A 16,954-nucleotide genomic window follows, 5' to 3' on the forward strand; every position below is an offset into this window, starting at 1 on the left:
CGCTTCCTCGTTAACAACACTTGAAATCCGGAAGGATTCCCGCATGTTGTTGTCTCGAATCGACCTCGTCTTTGCGAAATATTCGTCATTTTCTTGGTTTTCAGATAGCGCCTAGATATGCAACCGTTGAAATAGATAAACAATCAGTTTTGAGAAAACAATATCATACGCGGCAAAAACGAAGAGCACAGCCGGAAGGAACAGCCAGATATGGCTGGCGAGTACAGCCGGCACCATAGCAAGCACACTGTCAGCAAACAGGAACAGCAACGCAGAGACAATCCCGCAGAACAGCAGCTTGAGCACCCATTCCAACGGAAGGTTATGCAGGCGCTCGATCAGATTCTTCACCAGCGTATACGGGCCGAAAAAAGCCGCATACAGCAGTGCAATCTCCTTTGCCGGCACGATGAGCGCTGACAACAGTGCCGTCGCAATGACGGTCAGCAGGCCGTAAGCCAAATTGCCCTGTACAACAGTCAGCGCGGCGACAACACCGGCAATCGCCGTAAATGCAACCCACATGCCCGGCATCATCGACCCCATCATCAGGAAAAGAATGCCCAGCGCGGTCATCATCGCACAGAAAGTCAGAGTTTTTGTCTTGCTTTGCATAAATGGTCACATCCTTCTGTCTTTCAAAAAAATTTGGCTGGCAGCATATCTATACCACCATGACCAGCGTCCCTGCCGTGATGAGCGCCGCACCGATCAGTGATTTCGCGGTCATTTTTTCATGCAGGAAAACAACGGCCAGCACCAGCGTGATAACTACGCTGAGCTTATCCACCGGCACAACCTTCGACGCCTCACCGATCTGTAACGCCCTATAATAGCACAACCATGATACACCGGTTGCCAAGCCGGATAAAATCAGAAAAATCCAGCTCTTTCTGCCGATTTGTGCAATTCCTCCCTGCGTATTGGTCAGAAAAACCATGCCCCATGCCATCAACAGCACAACTGCCGTGCGGATGGCGGTCGCCAGTGTGGAATTGACACCTTCAATCCCCACCTTCGCCAATATAGAGGTGAGTGCCGCAAAGATTGCGGACAGCAGTGCGAAGACAAACCACATTCCGTTATTCCTCCCGCTCATTTCATTCTCTCCCTATATCTCTGTTGATCTGTGAAAAAAGGACTGCCGTCCGGCAATCCCCTTCGCTTCTGAATCAGCAGCCTCCGCCTCCGCCGCAGCAATTGCACAGGCAGTTGAGGCACAGCATTTGCGTACAGCAGTCCATGGCATCGTTCTGCTGCATCGGACGGTACCCGCCATAGGCAGAGCTGTTGCTCAGCATGCTCTGCATACGGCGGTATTCCGTGTTATTCGGTGCCATCGTGCACGCCTGATTGATCTCCTGCATCGCCTCATCAAACCAGCCCTTTCGGTAGCAGACCGCTGCGCGCAGATAATGCCATTCGGCATCGCGCTGTGAAATGCGGGAGAGCAGTTCCTCTGCCATGCCGATATTGCCGACATTGATCGCATTGCGCACCTGATTGTAAATACCGGCGTTTGTCCCACTGTAGCCGCCATAGCTTCCGCTGTAGCCACCCTGCTGGGTGTAGCTCTGCCCGCTGGAGGAAGCTCCTCCATTCTGACGCTGTTTCATGATGGTATCATAGGCGTCATTGATCTCCTGCATTTTTTCCTTTGCAAGATCTGCAAGCGGGTTATCGACATAGTTGTCGGGGTGATATTTGCGTGCGAGGTCGCGGTATGCCCGCTTGACCTCATCATCCGAAGCCGACGGCGAAACGCCGAGTACTTTATAAGGATCCATGCCTGTTCTTTCCTCCGTGATTTGTAAACGTGCCATTCAGTACCTGCCGTGTGATTTCCGGCAGACCCTGGCACAATATATTCTCTATTATCCCCGCGTCCCGGTACGGACGCAGCAAAACATATGCGTGATACGACGCCGCCAGCGATTGCAGCAGCGTGTGATTCATGGCCTCTCTGACCGGTTCAATGGACGGCTGTGTGAGCTGCCAGCGCAGAACAACCGGGTTATAGCTGCCGGACTGGAAATCCTCCGCCACATCATCGCAGGCGTCAATTAAGTAAATCCATCTTCCGGTGTGATAAAACATCTCTTCCAAAATACGGCTGTCTGCGCTGTAATCCGCAACAGCCGCGCGCAGAATACGTGCAAATGCGTCCGCCGGGCGGTCAAGGGAGGCTGTTTTCTGCCGTTCCAGCTGCCCGAGCTCGTCGAGACATGTCCGTGTGCACACGTCAAACGCAGGCAGGTCACGCGCTGCCTTGCGATATCCACGCCGCAGCAGAAATTGCAGGGCGCGTGCGCCGAGCCGTTTGAACCCGCGCTCATCGTGCGCATTGTCCTCCAGCTTGTGCCACGACAGAATGACGCTCACCGCTGCCGCGCGGCGCATGCCATCGCTCTCTGCCGCACAGGTGCGGCGGCGCAGCGGGTGCATGATACACCGTTTTTTGCAGCTTCCGCCCTCTTCCTCCAGCGCACACAGTACCAGCGCCAGATAGGTACAGTCATAGCTGTGCATGACTGTCTGAAGCAGCCCATAATGGCTGCGGATGGTATGGCAAAGCCCGCAATAGACGCTCTGGAAGCGCTCCCATTCGCGAACCTTCAGCTCGCCGCGCAGCGGGCGGACAAATCCGAACATGCTTCACCTCACTGATACATTTTACTGTATCTTGCCAAAGAATACAAGGCTGACGCAAGTGTCAGCCCTGAAAGTTTACAATTTTGAAATAGTATACACCGGCTTTTTATCCTTCTGCCGGTCGTTCACTTTTTTCGCGGCAAAGATGCCGCCAAAGAAGCCGATGCCGCCCCACAGCCCCGGAATCGGGAGCGAAAGCACGGCAGCAACGCCGTAAAGGGCAAAGAACAACACAACCGGAACGACATAGAGCACGGCTGCCAGACCGAGTACCTGCTTCGAGCTGCCGGTAATCATGACCGCTTCACCGACCTCTGCGCCAATGGAATTGTCTGCAATCACCAGAATCGGCTTGGAAACAATCTCGCCGCAGCCGCCGCAGTTGGAGCAGTCATGCCCACAGGCTGTCTGCCGCGACACTTGCAATTCCGCCTGATTGTCCGGCAACAGGCGCTTGACAACAGCAATCTGCTGCATATTTAATCTCTCCTTTCCTCGAGAGGACAAAAATTCTGTAAAATTTCCTGTGCGCAGCCGATGCCATCCACCGCCGCACTCAGGATACCGCCTGCATAGCCCGCGCCTTCGCCGCACGGGATAAGGCCGGAAATCTGCCTGCTATGGCGGTTTTCCAACCGTGTGATGCGCACCGGCGAGCTCGTGCGCGTTTCCGGACCGGTGAGCAGCGCATCCGCCGCATCAAAACCGCGAATTTTTCTGCCGAATACACGGAGCCCGCCCTGCATCTGCCGCACAACAAAATCCGGCAGAATGCCCTCCAGCGTACCGTACTGCACGCCGAGCGGATAAGTCGGACGGACTTTGCCCGCGCGACGGGTGATCGTCCCGTCCAGAAAATCGCCGATCCGCTGGCACGGCGCCTGATAGTTCCCAGTCACCCGGAAGGCCTGCCGCTCTATCTGGCGCTGGAAGGCCACACCGCCGAGCGCATCCGCTGTTGGGAAATCCGACGGGTCAACTGACACGACAATGGCGGAATTTGCATTGCGCCCATCGCGGGCATGATAGCTCATGCCGTTGGTCACAATCGAATCCGGCTCGCTCTGTGCTGCGACGACCTGCCCGCCGGGACACATGCAGAAGGAATAACACGCGCGCCCGTTCTCGCGGTGCGACAGCGTGTATTCTGCCGGTGGCAGAGCCGGATGCCCCGCGAGCTTACCGAACAGGCCGCGGTCGATGTCGCGCTGCAAATGCTCGATGCGCGCACCAACCGAAAACGGCTTGGGTTCAAAATACACACCCTGTGCATGCAGCTGTTCAAAGGTGTCGCGTGCACTGTGCCCGATTGCAAGAATCAGTCGTTCACATGGAAGTTCCTGCCCGTCCACAACCGCCGCTGCCAGCGCGCCGCCGCGCTGGATCATACCGGTCAGCGCACAGCCGAAACGCACTTCACCGCCCATGCGGATGATATCCTCCCGCATCCGACGCACGACCTGCTTGAGGATATCCGTGCCGATATGCGGCTTCGCACGATACAAAATCTCCTCCGGTGCGCCGTGCGCGACAAATGTGCGCAGCACAAACTCGCTCAACGGATCGTTGATGCGCGAGGTCAGCTTGCCGTCGGAATACGCACCCGCACCGCCCTCACCGAACTGGATGTTGCTGCACGGATCAAACGCACCGCCTGCGGCAAAGGCTTCTACTGCGCGGTCACGGCTGTCAATCGCCTGCCCGCGTTCGATGACAAGCGGCCGGTAGCCGTTTTTTGCCAGCACATATGCGGCAAACAGCCCGCCGGGGCCAAAGCCTACAACGACCGGGCGGTGTTCCAGCCGCTGTGTTCCCGTCGGGACTGGCTCCTGAACCGGTTTTTTCAGCCGCACATCCGGCTTTCCAATGCGCTGCACGGCGGCGGCTTCTGCGTCTGCACTGTCCAGCTCCAGCAGGACGGACAGCACGCGTGTGATGCGTCCGCGCCGTGCATCAATCGACGCACGATAGAGGTGTGCCCGCCTGACTGCACTGCCGGACAGCTCACATTTTTTCCGCGCCGCCGCAAAGGCATCCTCCTCAGATGCCTCCAGCGGAAGGCGGATATTTCCAACTAAAATACTCATGATCCTTCTGATGTTTTCCGTGTAATGCGTACCGTGACGCTGTAGGTGCCGATGACGGTAGAACCATCCGGGCTGCTGATTGTCGCGCCGATGGTGTGCTGTCCGTCGGACAGATCCTGCGATGCGATTTCCGCCACTGCGCTGATGTCATCGGCGTCGATGGAATCGAGCAGCTTCTGCGACCCGCTCAGTGTGACCTCCAGCGATTCGGTCTCCAGTGTTACCTCTGCGGTATCGTCTTTCTTGATATCGTCCAGGCTGATATCTGTGATGGTAAATTTCTTTGTCGCGGCATCGTTAATGGAAACTGTGACAGTCGCCGTCGTCGGCTGTCCGGCGTTAAGTGAAACGCCGGTCGGCACGCTGATATCAAAATCATAGGTGTCGCCGTTTTCCGCCGTGTTGACATTGATCGCGCCCAGCGTGATGGAATCGATATCCTTCACGGTCGCCGGATCGCCGATGATCTCCACTTCCTTCGGCGAAATGGTCGCTGTGACATCAGTTCCCGCATCCTCTGGCGAGAATGTCACCTGAAGCGGAACCTTTTTTACCTGCTTAACCGGAATGGTCACAGTAATGCTGGCGACGTTGCGCGAAATATTGTTGCTGTCGACTGCGTCGCCGTTTTTATCCACCAGCTTGTAGGAATAATTATCGGTCAGCGTCTGTTTCAGCTTTTTGGTGTTGATATTGATGACGGCAGAGGAAACCTTATCCAGTTCGGTCTCCGGTCCGGTGATCTCTACGGACTCCGTAGACAGCGATGCCTCTTCAAATACATAGCCATCCGGCGCGTCGTTGGAATATTTGACCGTGACTGGGACAGTCTTGGATTCTATACGGTCGACTGTGATCGTAATGGTCTCCGGTGTGCGCCCGACACAGGTCATGCCACTTTCCGGGAGAATAACATGATACGGGATCTCATACGTGCCCGGTGCCGTGATGGTGTCGGTCAGATCCGCCTTCACCTTAATCTGCGACACGGTCAGCGTCGCAAGGCGATTGCTCGAACCGGATACCTTGACATCAACGGTTGCATCCGCGCCGCTGATGAGCTTGAGGTTATAGGAATTGTACAACTCATCCACACCAGTGAGCTGTACGGAGAGATTTTTATATTCCAGCGTTCTCGTCGGGTTCTGAATGCCCATGAAGTAGCTCCACAGGATAACCGCGGCAATAATCGAGAGCAGCTTGGTAAAAATATCATGCTTTACAATCCAGTTTTTCATCGTTTCTTCCCCCCGAAGCCCTGGATTTTATCCATGATTTTCGCAAGAACAGTCATTTCCTCGTGCTGCTGCTCCAATTCCTCCTTGACCAGAAGCTCCGTGCGCAGGATCTCATCCAGCTGCTCCGGCACAAGATGGCGCTGGAGCTGTCCGTCAATTGCAATGGAAATGGAGCCGGTCTCCTCCGACACGACCAGACTGACTGAATCGGCATTCTCGCTCATGCCGACCGCGGCGCGATGGCGTGTACCCAGCTCCTTTGCGAGGTTGGGGTTGGGGGACAGCGGAAGCACACAGCCTGCGGCGTGCACCCGCCCGCCGCGGATAATCATCGCACCGTCATGCAGAGGTGCACCCTCATAGAAAATGTTGCGCACCAGCTCGTCCTTGACATCCGCATTGACAATGGTACCCGTGCGGATGACATCCTCCAGACTCTCCTTGCGCTCAAAAATAATCAGCGCGCCGGTGCGTGACCACGACATTTCCGAACAGGCATGTACAATCTCGAGAACCGCCTTTTCCTCCACCGGAATGGTATCATTGCGCAGCATCAGCGACGACAGCTTGCTTTTGCCGACACGCTCCAGCACACGCCGCAGCTCCGGCTGGAACACAATGGCAATGACCAGAATGCCCCACGTCAGCACGGTCTGGAACAGATAGTTGACCATTGTAAGCTGGAGGATGTTGGAGATCCACATGGCGACGATCAAGACAATGACGCCGCGGATAATGCGGGCGGAGCTCGTTTCCCGTACCAGTTTTACGACCTGATAGATGAGAAACGAGACCACCGCAATATCAATGATATCGGAAACCGTAATCGATGTTAAGTTTTGCCACAGCAGTAAAATGGAATCCATAAATCAGTTGATTCTCCCAGTTCCTGCATATAAATGCAGGTTTGTTTATCAAGATATGCATGAAACAATCCATGCGTATTTTTATTGTACCACAACTCCGACAAGGTGTGAATAGCCTACTCCAAATTTTGCGTCGATTCTTTTCCGCTTATCACAGCAATCCGGGCTGCAAACCGTCTCATTTGATGCTCTGTCTGGAACCAGCCGGGCGAAATCCGCACGGTTCCGGTGCGCTCTGTCCCCGCTGTTTTGTGCGCAAGCGGCGCACAATGCAGCCCTGCGCGGACACAGATATTCTGCTCCGCCAGACGCTGTGCGACGGTTTCGACGGGGAGCTGGCGGCTGTAAAATGACAGAACACCGGTCTGTCGATTCATATCGGGCGAGACAAACGACACGATACCCGGAATTTGCCGCAGTTCCTCCGCTGCAATGCGGCACAATGCGCGTTCATGTCGCAAAATTTCTTGCTCACCGAGCCGCTGTACAAATTTCATGCCTTCAAACAGTCCGGCGACACCTGCAATGTTCTGCGTGCCGCTTTCCAGCCGGTCGGGCAGGAAGTCCGGCATTTCCGTCTGTTCTGACCGGCTGCCCGTTCCGCCGGGCAGCAGTGGGTACGGCATGTCATCCGACAACCACAACAGCATACCGGTCCCCGGCGGGCCATACAGTCCCTTGTGCCCAGGCATACAGACCGCTGCCAGACTGGGCAGCTTCGACACATCAATGGGCAGCACACCTGCCGACTGCGATGCGTCGAGAATCAGCGGAATGCCCGCTTCCGCCAGCAGAAGGTCAAGCTGCTCCAGCGGCTGGATATAGCCGAATACATTGGAAACATGGCACAAAACAAAGCAGTCCGCACCGTCTTCGATGGCTTTTTTCGCTGACTCAAGCAGCAGCTCATCGTTCCAGAGCTCGCCCTTCAAAATCGTCAGCCGTTTGTTTCCCTGTCTGACAATGTCAATCACCGGGCGCAAAACAGCGTTATGTTCAAACGGTGAAATGGCAAAATGCCTGCATTCCTGCATCGAATGCAGCGCAAGGCACAATGCATGTGTTGCGTTGAACGTAAATACCACGCGGCGCGGATCCTCCATTCCGAACAGCTCTGCCGCCAGCGCACGCGTGTCATATAATATTTCTGCGCCTGTCATCGCCGGGAAATGGGCACTGCGCCCTGCGCCCGCCGCATGCCCCATCGCCCAGCGCGCTGCACTCCCGACCGCCGGCGGCTTCTTCAGCGTTGTCGCTGCGTTGTCCAGATAAATCATCCGCCATCCTCCCAGCTCCAGACATCGGGCGGCATGTCTGCCAGGCAATCTGCCGCCCAATCAGATGCCTGTGTTTCTATTTCAAGCCCCCAGGAACAGGAACGCACCTTCGGCGAACGCGGCGGGCGCGCAAGTCTTGCGTCAATGCCGCATGCGGACAGCTTCCGCGAAAGAAGCAGCGCCTCGCTCTGGGAGCGGCACAGAATCATTCGACTCTGTTTCATCCTACGCACCTCCGAAATTCTTTCTCTTTCCAGTATAGGATGCAGCGGCATATTTTGTGCCTGTCCCCCTGCGCTGCCATGCGGCTTCCGAAACGGCGACGACACCGCCATCTGCGCGGAGAATCACATAAAACGAGCTTCTTTTATACAAATCAGCGACAAATTGAGCGTGAAGCTGCCGTTTTCTATATCTCATTGCCCTTGCAAAGCATATTGCTTTGTGTTATCGTTAAATACGAACAAAATTGATGCAATATGAGGTGACAGATACCTATGTTAACCAGTTCTTCCCTCCGCCTGCGCACCGAAGCGATGACCATTCTCGGCGGCCTGCGCAGTACGGATGTTTTTTCTGTCTATGCGGATGCGCTGTCCGCGCTGGACGATTCTCCGGCTGCCTTCTGCCGGAGCTATGCGCGCCTGTGCCAGTTCCACTACACCCATGGTGACCTTGGCAAGCTGTTTGCGCGCGAGATCCACTATGATACCAATGTCCTGACCCAGAGTGTGGACAAGCCGGTTTCTGACGATGTGCGCGCCGCTGCGGATTTCGACCTGTATACAATCAACTCACTCATTTCCCTCTCGGGCTCGGATTTTCTGGACTTTGCCCGCAAGGCTTACCGCAGCTGCGCCGACCTGTTCGACGCCCTGCCGGGCTTCTCTGCCGGCACACCGCTGCCGTTCGGCAACTGCGAAGGCCTGCTCCAGATGTACCGCAAAAAGGGCTCAGGTTACTTCGCCCGCGCAAATGCCTTCACCATTATCGACGGCATGCCGCAGCCGATTGCCAATCCCGACCCCATCCGCCTGTCCGACCTCAAGGGATATGCGGTACAGAAAAAAGCCATCCGCGACAACACATTGTCGCTGCTCGCCGGCAAAAATGCCAACAACATCCTGCTCTACGGCGACAAGGGCTGCGGCAAATCGTCGACTGTCAAGGCGATCGCCAATGAATATGCCGACCGCGGCCTGAAAATCATCGAAATGCCAATGGATCAGATCAAACAGTTCCCGGCAATCTGCTCGATGATCGAACGCAGTCCGTTCACCTTCATTCTGTTCCTCGACGATCTGTCGTTTACGGCAGAGGATGAGCGGTTTGTCGCTCTGAAGGCATTTATCGAAGGCGGCGTGGCAGGCAAGCCGCACAACATGGCGATTTATGCGACGTCTAACCGCCGCCATATTATCCGTGAAAACTTCTCCGACCGCAACGGTGACGATGTCCATGTCCGCGACGCGATGCAGTCCGCTTCCTCGCTGTCCGACCGCTTCGGCATTGAAATCACCTTCTCGAATCCGGTTAAGAACGAGTATCTTTACATCGTTGACCGTCTCGCCGAGGACTACGGTCTGGATCTTCCGGAGGAGCGCCTCCACCTGCTGGCAGAGCGCTTCGCCATCCGCAAGAATGGCCGCTCCCCGCGCACCGCACGCCAGTTCATCACACACCAGCTCGCGCTGGAAAACGGCGACAAGGAAACAGAAGAAAACTGATCTTTTCTGCAATGCAATGCGCCCCTCCCGTCAGGCCGACAGGAGGGGCGCTGTTTTTTTGTGTTCGTTATAATTTCAATCCGATGATATCTTTATATCGCTTGAGGATGACCGAGGTGTCCAGCTTTACCAGGCCGGGCAGCTGATACAGCACCTCATTGATAAAGGTTTCATTTTCCTCCTGCGAGGATGTAACTGCGTGGACATGCAGGCGGGAATTTCCGCTCAGATGGTACAGCTTTGTGACCTCCTCGCAGTTCATCAGAATATCGACAGCCTGCTGGAAGCATTCCGGGCGCACCTCTACGTCAAAATAGGTCGAAATCGTCCGCCCCATAATTTTGGTGGGATCGACAATGATACAGTATTCCTCAATGACGCCACTTTCTTCCAACGCCTGAATGCGCGCCTTCACAGCGACGCGCGACAGTCCAACCTGCTCCGCGAGATCGACATAGGAGATGCGCGCATTGTGTGTCAGAATCTCAATAATTTTCCGATCGATATCATCCAAACCGCTCAGATACATGTGTTAGTTCCTCCACCTTTCAGATACTGTTATTATACCGAATTTATGCTGTAAAAGCAATTCTTTCGTCCTCAACAAAAAGAAGTACTTTTCTTACATTTCAGGAAGTATTTAGGAGTATATGTCGACAAAACGATTGTGTATAATGTCAAAATGTATCGAAATCACAAAATTTTTTCTCGTATATTCTGCGAATTGCACAGTCTGCCTGCATTTTGTATACTGGTTACAGACAAAGAGGTCTACGAAAGCGCGCATCGTAGACCTCTGTTTTTTTACACAAAAACCAACTGGCATGAAAAAGGATGAATATGATGAATTACAGACGATTGACAGCAATGCTGCTGGTGTCCGGCCTGCTGACCGGCGCTGTAGCAGGCTGCGGCAGCAGCACCCAGACAACGGACAGCGGCTCCGGTACCACTGCACAGACAGCTGCACAGGACGACACCTTTGAAATCCTTCAGACCAAGGACGACGGCACGATCATGGGCGACTACTATGTCGGCTCGAATGAAGACACCATCAACTGGGGCCGCCTGCCAAACCGCGATACGGAACCGGTTCTGACGGTGGAATCGGGCAGCACGGTCACGTTCGACACGGTATCTCACGAGGGTCTGCTGGAAGATCAGGGACGCGACGCACTGGAATATTTCACAAGTCAGGGTGTATCCGAGGATGAAATCCTGACCGACGCCATCAATATCACTGACTCTGACATCGCGCACGATTTCCTCGAAGACGGCCCGCACATCGTCACCGGCCCGGTTGAGGTCGAGGGCGCAGAGCCGGGTGACGTCCTGAAGGTCGAGGTGCTCGACCTCCAGCCGCGCGTTCCGTATGGCGTCATCTCCAACCGCCATTACAAGGGTGCACTGCCGGACGAATTCCCCGAAAACTCCCCGCGCTATGATGACGCTTCCGCAGAGGAACCGGAAAAGTACGGCGATGTCTCCAAGTTCGCTCCCATCAAGAAAGTTGATGATGTCTGGTGTTCCTATTACGAGGTAGACGGCAAAGAAGTCACCTATGAGCTCGACCCGTTCCTCGGCATCATGGGTGTTGCCACTGACACGGAGGAAATGCTCAGCTCGGTTCCGCCGACGGAGCAGGGCGGCAACCTCGATATCAACGAGCTGGGGGAAGGCTCTACGCTGTACCTGCCGATTGAGGTAGAAGGTGCAATGTTCTACACCGGCGACCCGCATTTTGCACAGGGTGACGGCGAGGTTGCGCTGACCGCACTGGAAGGCTCCCTGCGCGGCACGGTTCGTCTGACCGTCCTCAAGAATGGTTCGGAAGAAATTGTCGGCGACAGCGAGAACTTCACTCAGCCGTTCGGTGAAACCGAAGATTATTGGATTCCGATCGGTCTGGATGAGGATCTGGACGAGGCCATGAAGGAAGCCTGCCGTGAGTCCATCGACTTCCTCAACGAACAGCTTGGCGTTGACCGCGACATGGCATACGCTTACCTGAGCGCCGCAACCGACTATGAAGTTTCCCAGGTTGTCGACAAGACCAAGGGCATCCATGCACTTATCAAGAAGACGGACTTCATCAACCTGCTGGACATCAACCTGACCGCCGGAGATACAAAACAGGATGTCGCGGTCATCGACCGCACGTTCTACACTCCGCTGGAAGACACTGTGAAGGCGCTGGGCGGCTCGGTCAAATGGAATGGTGACACCGCAACCGTCACGCTCGGCTCAGTTGAAGCCACAATGACCAAAAACAGCAACATTTACTATTCCAACAGTGCAAAGGTCGTACAGGACAGTGCACTTGTCGAGCAGGACGGTACCGTTCTGATTCCGGTACAGGCTCTGAACGAAGTTCTGAATGCCTCTGTCAACTGGTCGACTGTCGGCAAGAGCCTGAACGGCGTTGTAACTGCCAAGTAAACAAGCCCCCGCAAGCCAAAAGCGTGCGTTTCCGCAGGGAAGCGCACGTTTTTATAATCCCTGCTTTTCCGCCTCGCGGAGCGACGCCAGAATGGAGGAACGCAGGATTGTTGTGATATAGGTCAGCGCCTGATCCCGATCCCACTTCTGCCCCGGGCGGAATGATTCAATCGGGACGCCCGCCAGTGCTTCCGTAAACAGCTAGCACAGAAACTGCCGGAATTCGTCCGAGGTGTGCGTGCCGTATTCGCGTTCGATGCCGTCGACCATCATATGTGCAATGCCAATGAAATCCTGATAGAAAAACCTCTTGAGTCCCGTCCGGCCAACGGAATCCACCGCACAATTCAAAATGTGCTTGTTCTTGTCTACATAATCCATGACAAAGGCAATCGCGTCGCGGTAATCAACGAGAAGGTCGAACTGTTTGAACACCTCGATGGCCTCCTGCTCCAGCATCCACTTGAGCAAGTCATACACGTCCTCAAAGTGGCAATAAAACGTCTTGCGGTTGACGCCGCAGTCCCGTGTGATTTCGCTGACTGTAATTTTGGAAAACGGCTTGCTCTGCATCAGGTTTTTGAGCGATTCGGCAAGTGCCTTCTTGGTGCGCAGCGTTGTCACATCATGTTTCATTGTGATACCTCCCGTTTTCGTTCTGTTTTATTTCTCTCCGTTCATTATACAGATGTCCGAAAAAGTTTCAACTGTCCGGCAAATGATTTTGCCCGTCAATATCACCTCATTTGTCCGTTTTTGCCACACCTGATGGTCGATTGCCCATTGCGGCACATCTGTGCGAACGGTACAATGGGAGCCGTCAAAGAAAGAAAAAGGGGGACACGATATGCCGCAATACCAATACCATGTGACGATGAAAACGCCGCTCGGGCCGCGAAACGGGCACCTTCTGCTGTCCATGCGCGGCGCACGTATCTACGGGACGCTCCGCATCCTCGGCTCAAGCAATCCCGTCCAGCGGTAAGCTCCTGCCGGATGGCTCGTGTACACTGACCGGAAAAATGCAGACACCGGTGCGCACCATTCCCCACACTGCAATCGGACACTTTGATTTAAAGTCCGTTGCTCTGACGTTGCACGGTGAGCGGAATATCATGCCGCTTCAAGGCCAGCGAATCCCCTGAACAGAAAGAAGAATACTATGCGGCGCTTTTATACTGCCATTGTGCGCCATCGAAAAGCTGTTTTGTGTCTATTCGCCGTGCTGGCTGTGATCTGTGCCCTCTGTAAGCAGATGGTCTCTGTCAATTACGATATGAATGACTATCTCCCGGAGGACACCGCTTCCACGGTGTCGCTCGATGTGATGGAGGAGGAATTTTCCGGCGGCATCCCGAACGCGCGTGTCATGATTCACAATGTCTCTGTTCCGGAGGCATTGGAATACAAACAAAAGCTGTCAGAGGTCGACGGTGTGACCGATGTCATGTGGCTGGATGACGCCGCAGATGTCGCGCAGCCGCTGGAAACACTGGACGCAGATACCGTCGACACATACTACAAGGACAACACGGCGCTGTTTACCGTCACCATGGAAGAGCACAAGCGCGTAGCAGCGGTCGATGATATCCGTGCACGGATCGGCGACGACAATGCCATGAGCGGCACGGCGGTTTCCACCGCAGTCGCCACCACCAGCACAGTCAGCGAAATCTCAAAAATTGCTGCCTTTGCTGTCCTGCTTGTCCTGCTCATCCTGTTGCTGACCACAACATCATATATAGAACCTCTGGTCGTCCTGATCGGCCTCGGCATCGCAATCATCATCAACGCCGGCTCCAATCTGCTTTTCGGTGAAATTTCCTTCGTCACCAATGCCGCAGGAAATATTTTGCAGCTTGCTGTCTCGCTGGACTATTCGGTCTTCCTGCTGCACCGCTTCACGGAATGCCGGGAAAAGGCGGAAAATGTGGAAGAAGCCATGGTCGATGCGCTGTGCAAATCCACAACGTCCATCCTGTCCAGCGGCGCGACCACAGTCATCGGCTTTCTCGCGCTGTGCCTGATGCAGTTCCGCATCGGTCCGGATCTGGGTCTCGCACTCGCAAAAGGCATTGCCATCAGCCTGATTACGGTATTCACCTTCTCTCCTGCGCTGATCCTCTCGGTTTACCGCTGGATTGACAAAACCGAGCACCGCTCGTTCATGCCGGATTTCCACGGCTTTGGCCGCTTTGTCTACCGCGTCATGCTGCCGCTCGTGTGTGCATTCGTTCTGATTGTTGTACCGGCGAACCTTGCTTCCAGCCGCAACGACTTTTACTACGGCTCTTCCCATATTTTCGGGCCGGAAACACAGCTCGGTGCTGATACAAAGGAAATGGAAGACATTTTCGGCAAACAGGATACCTATGTCGTACTGGTTCCAAAGGACAGCACCGCCACACAGGTAAAACTGTCCAACGAGTTACAGCAGCTGCCGCAGGTATCCAGCATGATCTCCTATGTCGATGCCGCGGGCGCGGAAATCCCGACGGAATATCTGGATGAAGACACACTGTCGCAGCTGATTTCTGAGCATTACAGCCGTCTGGTACTCACCATCGACGCGGATTATGAAGGCGAAGAAACTTTTGAGCTGGTTCAGCAGATCCGTGATATTACAAACTCGTATTATCCTGACAGCTATTATCTCGCAGGCGAAGGTGTCAGCACCTACGACCTGATGACCACCGTCACGCAAGACATGAACAAGGTAAATCTCGTCGCAATTGCGGCAGTCTTCCTTGTGCTGGCGCTGACGATGGGATCTGTCATTCTTCCTGTGATTCTGGTCATCTGTATCGAAACCGCGATCTGGATCAACCTCGCCATTCCATATTTTATGGGTTCCCCGCTGTTCTACATTGCATATCTGATCATCAGCTCGATTCAGCTCGGCGCTACTGTGGACTATGCCATCCTGCTGACCGACCGCTATCAGGAATGCCGCCGAAAATATGATAAGAAGACCTCGATTGTTGAAACCATTTCGGCAGTCACAGTGTCCATTCTCACCTCCGGCATCACGCTGGTCATCGTCGGCTTCCTGCTCGGCTTCATCTCGACACACGGCCTGCTGTCCCAGCTGGGCATCCTGCTCGGACGCGGTTCCCTGTGTTCCATCTTCAGCGTTCTGTTCGTCCTGCCGGGCCTGCTGTATCTGTTTGACGGCGTGATTGATCGAAAGAACAAAAGAAGCAAACTGTACCGGCGGCAGGAGCAGCCGGATGAACCCGCAACCAACTGAATGAAAGGAGTCATTTTCCAATGAAATCATCGTATAAAAGAGCTGTTTCCCTGACGATGTGCGCCGCACTGACGGCATCGGCAACACTTCTGGCATTTGCCGCGGATACAGAAAAAACCGGCAAGAATGAGGTCGTCTATGTCATGACCGACGCGGGCGGCAAGGTTTCCGGCGTGTATGTCGTCAATATCTTTGACGGCGGCAAAATGATCGACTACGGCGATTATTCCGACGTCAAGATGCTGACCACCGAGGATAAAATCTCGCAAAACGGCGATAAAATTACCTTTTCGTCCGATGCGGATCGCGTCTATTATCAGGGCACGCTCAAGAATACCACCATTCCATGGAACATCTCCATTCGGTACGATCTAGATGGCAAAGAATACCAGCCCGATGAGTTGGCCGGCAAAAGCGGTTCTCTGCGCATCCACCTGAAAATTACAGAAAACAAGTCGTATGAAGGCTATTTTTACGGCGATTACGCACTTCAGACGACATTTATGCTGGATACCCAAAAATGCTCCCGCATCAAGGCAGAGGATGCAACTATGGCGGATGTCGGCAGCGACAAACAGCTGTCCTACACCATCCTCCCCGGCAAAGGCATTGACACAGAAATCACAGCCGACGTCAAGGACTTCGAGATGGACGCTGTATCCATCAATGGCATCCGAATGAACCTCGATGTCGAGATCGATGACGAAGAGATGCTCAACCAGATCGGCGACCTGATCGACGGTATTGTTGATTTGAATACCGGTGCCATTGAGCTGAACGATGGCGCTGTCGAGCTCAAGGACGGCAGCGGATCGCTCAAAGACGGCGCAGCTGACCTGGGCAGCGGCGCGGCAGAGCTGGACAACGGTGTCAAAAAGCTGCAATCCGGCATCCGAACCGCACAGGCTGGCATGAAAAAGCTGGATGCACAGTCCGGAACACTTTCCTCCGGTTCCCCCCAGATGAAAAAAGCGCTGAATACGATCAATTCCTCGCTGTCCGACAGCGCAGTTTCCGCCGACAAAGTCAGTGAGCTGACAGCTGCGCACCGGCTCAAATGACCTGTACAGCGGCAGCAAATCGCTGTATAACGGCGTAGCTTCGCTGTGCGGCGGTGCTTCCCAGCTCGCAGACGGTACCACTGAGCTGCGCGGCCAGACCGACGGCATGGACAAAGAAGTTGAGGACAAAATCGACGAAATGCTCTCGTCTATTCAGGGCGGCGACGGTGACACGGTTTCTTTCGTTTCCAGTAAGAATACCGATGTCAATGCGGTTCAGTTCGTCATCAAGACGGATGCCATCGCACCTGCTGACGAGGAAGAGACCGAAGAGGAACCGGAGCCTGCCATGACCTTCTGGGATAAGGTGCTCAACCTGTTTGGCCTGTATGACAACTGACCAACTGACCCTTTCAT

General features: G+C 54.5%; 17 protein-coding genes. 5 read left to right on the top strand and 12 right to left on the bottom strand.

Translation table 11 applies throughout. The features are described 5' to 3' along the window. Positions 1-111: 111 nt before the first annotated feature. The 10 genes from ACLM7Z_RS14585 to ACLM7Z_RS14630 form a co-directional block, all read right to left on the bottom strand. Positions 112-615, bottom strand: coding sequence for a hypothetical protein (locus ACLM7Z_RS14585; RefSeq protein ID WP_087017302.1), 504 nt, complete (start codon positions 613-615; stop codon positions 112-114). Positions 616-664: 49 nt separating this feature from the next. Then, on the bottom strand, positions 665-1,078 hold the full coding sequence (locus ACLM7Z_RS14590; protein ID WP_087017301.1) for an EamA family transporter: 414 nt from the start codon (positions 1,076-1,078) through the stop codon (positions 665-667). A 94-nt stretch (positions 1,079-1,172) separates the two neighbouring features. Continuing rightward, a complete protein-coding gene (locus ACLM7Z_RS14595; RefSeq protein ID WP_087017299.1) occupies positions 1,173-1,787 on the bottom strand; it encodes a J domain-containing protein in 615 nt (204 codons plus the stop codon). After that, complete coding sequence (locus tag ACLM7Z_RS14600) at positions 1,774-2,652, bottom strand: DUF5685 family protein (protein ID WP_087017297.1); 879 nt, start codon at positions 2,650-2,652, stop codon at positions 1,774-1,776. Before ACLM7Z_RS14600 ends, ACLM7Z_RS14595 begins: the two co-directional genes overlap by 14 nt. A 75-nt stretch (positions 2,653-2,727) precedes the next feature. Continuing rightward, on the bottom strand, positions 2,728-3,129 hold the full coding sequence (locus tag ACLM7Z_RS14605) for a SoxR reducing system RseC family protein (RefSeq protein WP_087017295.1): 402 nt from the start codon (positions 3,127-3,129) through the stop codon (positions 2,728-2,730). Positions 3,130-3,131: 2 nt separating this feature from the next. Next, the gene (locus tag ACLM7Z_RS14610) at positions 3,132-4,739 is read right to left on the bottom strand and encodes an FAD-dependent protein (protein ID WP_273348962.1); all 1,608 of its coding nucleotides are present in this window, start codon (positions 4,737-4,739) and stop codon (positions 3,132-3,134) included. After that, positions 4,736-5,977: a CdaR family protein gene (locus ACLM7Z_RS14615; protein WP_087017290.1), complete on the bottom strand. Its 1,242-nt coding sequence runs from the start codon at positions 5,975-5,977 to the stop codon at positions 4,736-4,738. Before ACLM7Z_RS14615 ends, ACLM7Z_RS14610 begins: the two co-directional genes overlap by 4 nt. Next, a complete protein-coding gene (gene cdaA / locus ACLM7Z_RS14620; protein WP_087017288.1) occupies positions 5,974-6,843 on the bottom strand; it encodes a diadenylate cyclase CdaA in 870 nt (289 codons plus the stop codon). Before cdaA ends, ACLM7Z_RS14615 begins: the two co-directional genes overlap by 4 nt. A gap of 116 nt (positions 6,844-6,959) precedes the next feature. Continuing rightward, positions 6,960-8,120, bottom strand: coding sequence for an aminotransferase class V-fold PLP-dependent enzyme (locus ACLM7Z_RS14625; RefSeq protein ID WP_435645395.1), 1,161 nt, complete (start codon positions 8,118-8,120; stop codon positions 6,960-6,962). Further along, entirely contained in the window at positions 8,117-8,344 is a 228-nt protein-coding gene (locus ACLM7Z_RS14630) for a putative Se/S carrier-like protein (RefSeq protein WP_087017283.1), read from the bottom strand. Before ACLM7Z_RS14630 ends, ACLM7Z_RS14625 begins: the two co-directional genes overlap by 4 nt. Positions 8,345-8,617: 273 nt before the next feature. Between ACLM7Z_RS14630 and ACLM7Z_RS14635 the strand changes: the two genes are divergently transcribed. Beyond that, the gene (locus ACLM7Z_RS14635) at positions 8,618-9,847 is read left to right on the top strand and encodes an ATP-binding protein (RefSeq protein ID WP_087017280.1); all 1,230 of its coding nucleotides are present in this window, start codon (positions 8,618-8,620) and stop codon (positions 9,845-9,847) included. A gap of 67 nt (positions 9,848-9,914) precedes the next feature. On the opposite strand, the gene ACLM7Z_RS14640 is transcribed toward ACLM7Z_RS14635, so the two are convergent. Then, a complete protein-coding gene (locus tag ACLM7Z_RS14640; RefSeq protein WP_087017278.1) occupies positions 9,915-10,376 on the bottom strand; it encodes an Lrp/AsnC family transcriptional regulator in 462 nt (153 codons plus the stop codon). Between the two features lie 311 nt (positions 10,377-10,687). Here ACLM7Z_RS14640 and ACLM7Z_RS14645 point away from each other — a divergent pair, with 311 nt between their 5' ends. Then, positions 10,688-12,286, top strand: coding sequence for an acetamidase/formamidase family protein (locus ACLM7Z_RS14645; RefSeq protein ID WP_435645396.1), 1,599 nt, complete (start codon positions 10,688-10,690; stop codon positions 12,284-12,286). Positions 12,287-12,487: 201 nt separating this feature from the next. On the opposite strand, the gene ACLM7Z_RS14650 is transcribed toward ACLM7Z_RS14645, so the two are convergent. Beyond that, on the bottom strand, positions 12,488-12,922 hold the full coding sequence (locus tag ACLM7Z_RS14650) for a TetR/AcrR family transcriptional regulator (RefSeq protein ID WP_435645397.1): 435 nt from the start codon (positions 12,920-12,922) through the stop codon (positions 12,488-12,490). Positions 12,923-13,448: 526 nt separating this feature from the next. Here ACLM7Z_RS14650 and ACLM7Z_RS14655 point away from each other — a divergent pair. From ACLM7Z_RS14655 to ACLM7Z_RS14665, 3 genes are all read left to right on the top strand, one after another. Next, positions 13,449-15,536 carry an efflux RND transporter permease subunit gene (locus ACLM7Z_RS14655; protein WP_435645398.1) on the top strand — a complete coding sequence of 696 codons (2,088 nt, stop codon included), beginning with the start codon at positions 13,449-13,451 and terminating at the stop codon, positions 15,534-15,536. Positions 15,537-15,556: 20 nt separating this feature from the next. Further along, positions 15,557-16,597, top strand: coding sequence for a hypothetical protein (locus tag ACLM7Z_RS14660; protein WP_435645399.1), 1,041 nt, complete (start codon positions 15,557-15,559; stop codon positions 16,595-16,597). Positions 16,598-16,703: 106 nt separating this feature from the next. After that, entirely contained in the window at positions 16,704-16,937 is a 234-nt protein-coding gene (locus ACLM7Z_RS14665; RefSeq protein ID WP_435645400.1) for a hypothetical protein, read from the top strand. The last annotated feature ends 17 nt before the right edge of the window (positions 16,938-16,954 follow it).

It is taken from the genome of Butyricicoccus porcorum (genome assembly GCF_051246315.1).
Taxonomy (GTDB): Bacteria; Bacillota; Clostridia; order Oscillospirales; family Butyricicoccaceae; genus Butyricicoccus_A; species Butyricicoccus_A porcorum.

Excerpts from the sequence above, each read along its gene's own strand:
- ACLM7Z_RS14585 (WP_087017302.1), bottom strand. The coding sequence starts at position 615 with ATGCAAAGCAAGACAAAAACTCTGACTTTCTGTGCGATGATGACCGCG.
- ACLM7Z_RS14590 (WP_087017301.1), bottom strand. The coding sequence starts at position 1,078 with ATGTGGTTTGTCTTCGCACTGCTGTCCGCAATCTTTGCGGCACTCACC.
- ACLM7Z_RS14595 (WP_087017299.1), bottom strand. The coding sequence starts at position 1,787 with ATGGATCCTTATAAAGTACTCGGCGTTTCGCCGTCGGCTTCGGATGAT.
- ACLM7Z_RS14600 (WP_087017297.1), bottom strand. The coding sequence starts at position 2,652 with ATGTTCGGATTTGTCCGCCCGCTGCGCGGCGAGCTGAAGGTTCGCGAA.
- ACLM7Z_RS14605 (WP_087017295.1), bottom strand. The coding sequence starts at position 3,129 with ATGCAGCAGATTGCTGTTGTCAAGCGCCTGTTGCCGGACAATCAGGCG.
- ACLM7Z_RS14610 (WP_273348962.1), bottom strand. The coding sequence starts at position 4,739 with ATGAGTATTTTAGTTGGAAATATCCGCCTTCCGCTGGAGGCATCTGAG.
- ACLM7Z_RS14615 (WP_087017290.1), bottom strand. The coding sequence starts at position 5,977 with ATGAAAAACTGGATTGTAAAGCATGATATTTTTACCAAGCTGCTCTCG.
- cdaA (WP_087017288.1), bottom strand. The coding sequence starts at position 6,843 with ATGGATTCCATTTTACTGCTGTGGCAAAACTTAACATCGATTACGGTT.
- ACLM7Z_RS14625 (WP_435645395.1), bottom strand. The coding sequence starts at position 8,120 with ATGATTTATCTGGACAACGCAGCGACAACGCTGAAGAAGCCGCCGGCG.
- ACLM7Z_RS14630 (WP_087017283.1), bottom strand. The coding sequence starts at position 8,344 with ATGAAACAGAGTCGAATGATTCTGTGCCGCTCCCAGAGCGAGGCGCTG.
- ACLM7Z_RS14635 (WP_087017280.1), top strand. The coding sequence starts at position 8,618 with ATGTTAACCAGTTCTTCCCTCCGCCTGCGCACCGAAGCGATGACCATT.
- ACLM7Z_RS14640 (WP_087017278.1), bottom strand. The coding sequence starts at position 10,376 with ATGTATCTGAGCGGTTTGGATGATATCGATCGGAAAATTATTGAGATT.
- ACLM7Z_RS14645 (WP_435645396.1), top strand. The coding sequence starts at position 10,688 with ATGATGAATTACAGACGATTGACAGCAATGCTGCTGGTGTCCGGCCTG.
- ACLM7Z_RS14650 (WP_435645397.1), bottom strand. The coding sequence starts at position 12,922 with ATGAAACATGATGTGACAACGCTGCGCACCAAGAAGGCACTTGCCGAA.
- ACLM7Z_RS14655 (WP_435645398.1), top strand. The coding sequence starts at position 13,449 with ATGCGGCGCTTTTATACTGCCATTGTGCGCCATCGAAAAGCTGTTTTG.
- ACLM7Z_RS14660 (WP_435645399.1), top strand. The coding sequence starts at position 15,557 with ATGAAATCATCGTATAAAAGAGCTGTTTCCCTGACGATGTGCGCCGCA.
- ACLM7Z_RS14665 (WP_435645400.1), top strand. The coding sequence starts at position 16,704 with ATGGACAAAGAAGTTGAGGACAAAATCGACGAAATGCTCTCGTCTATT.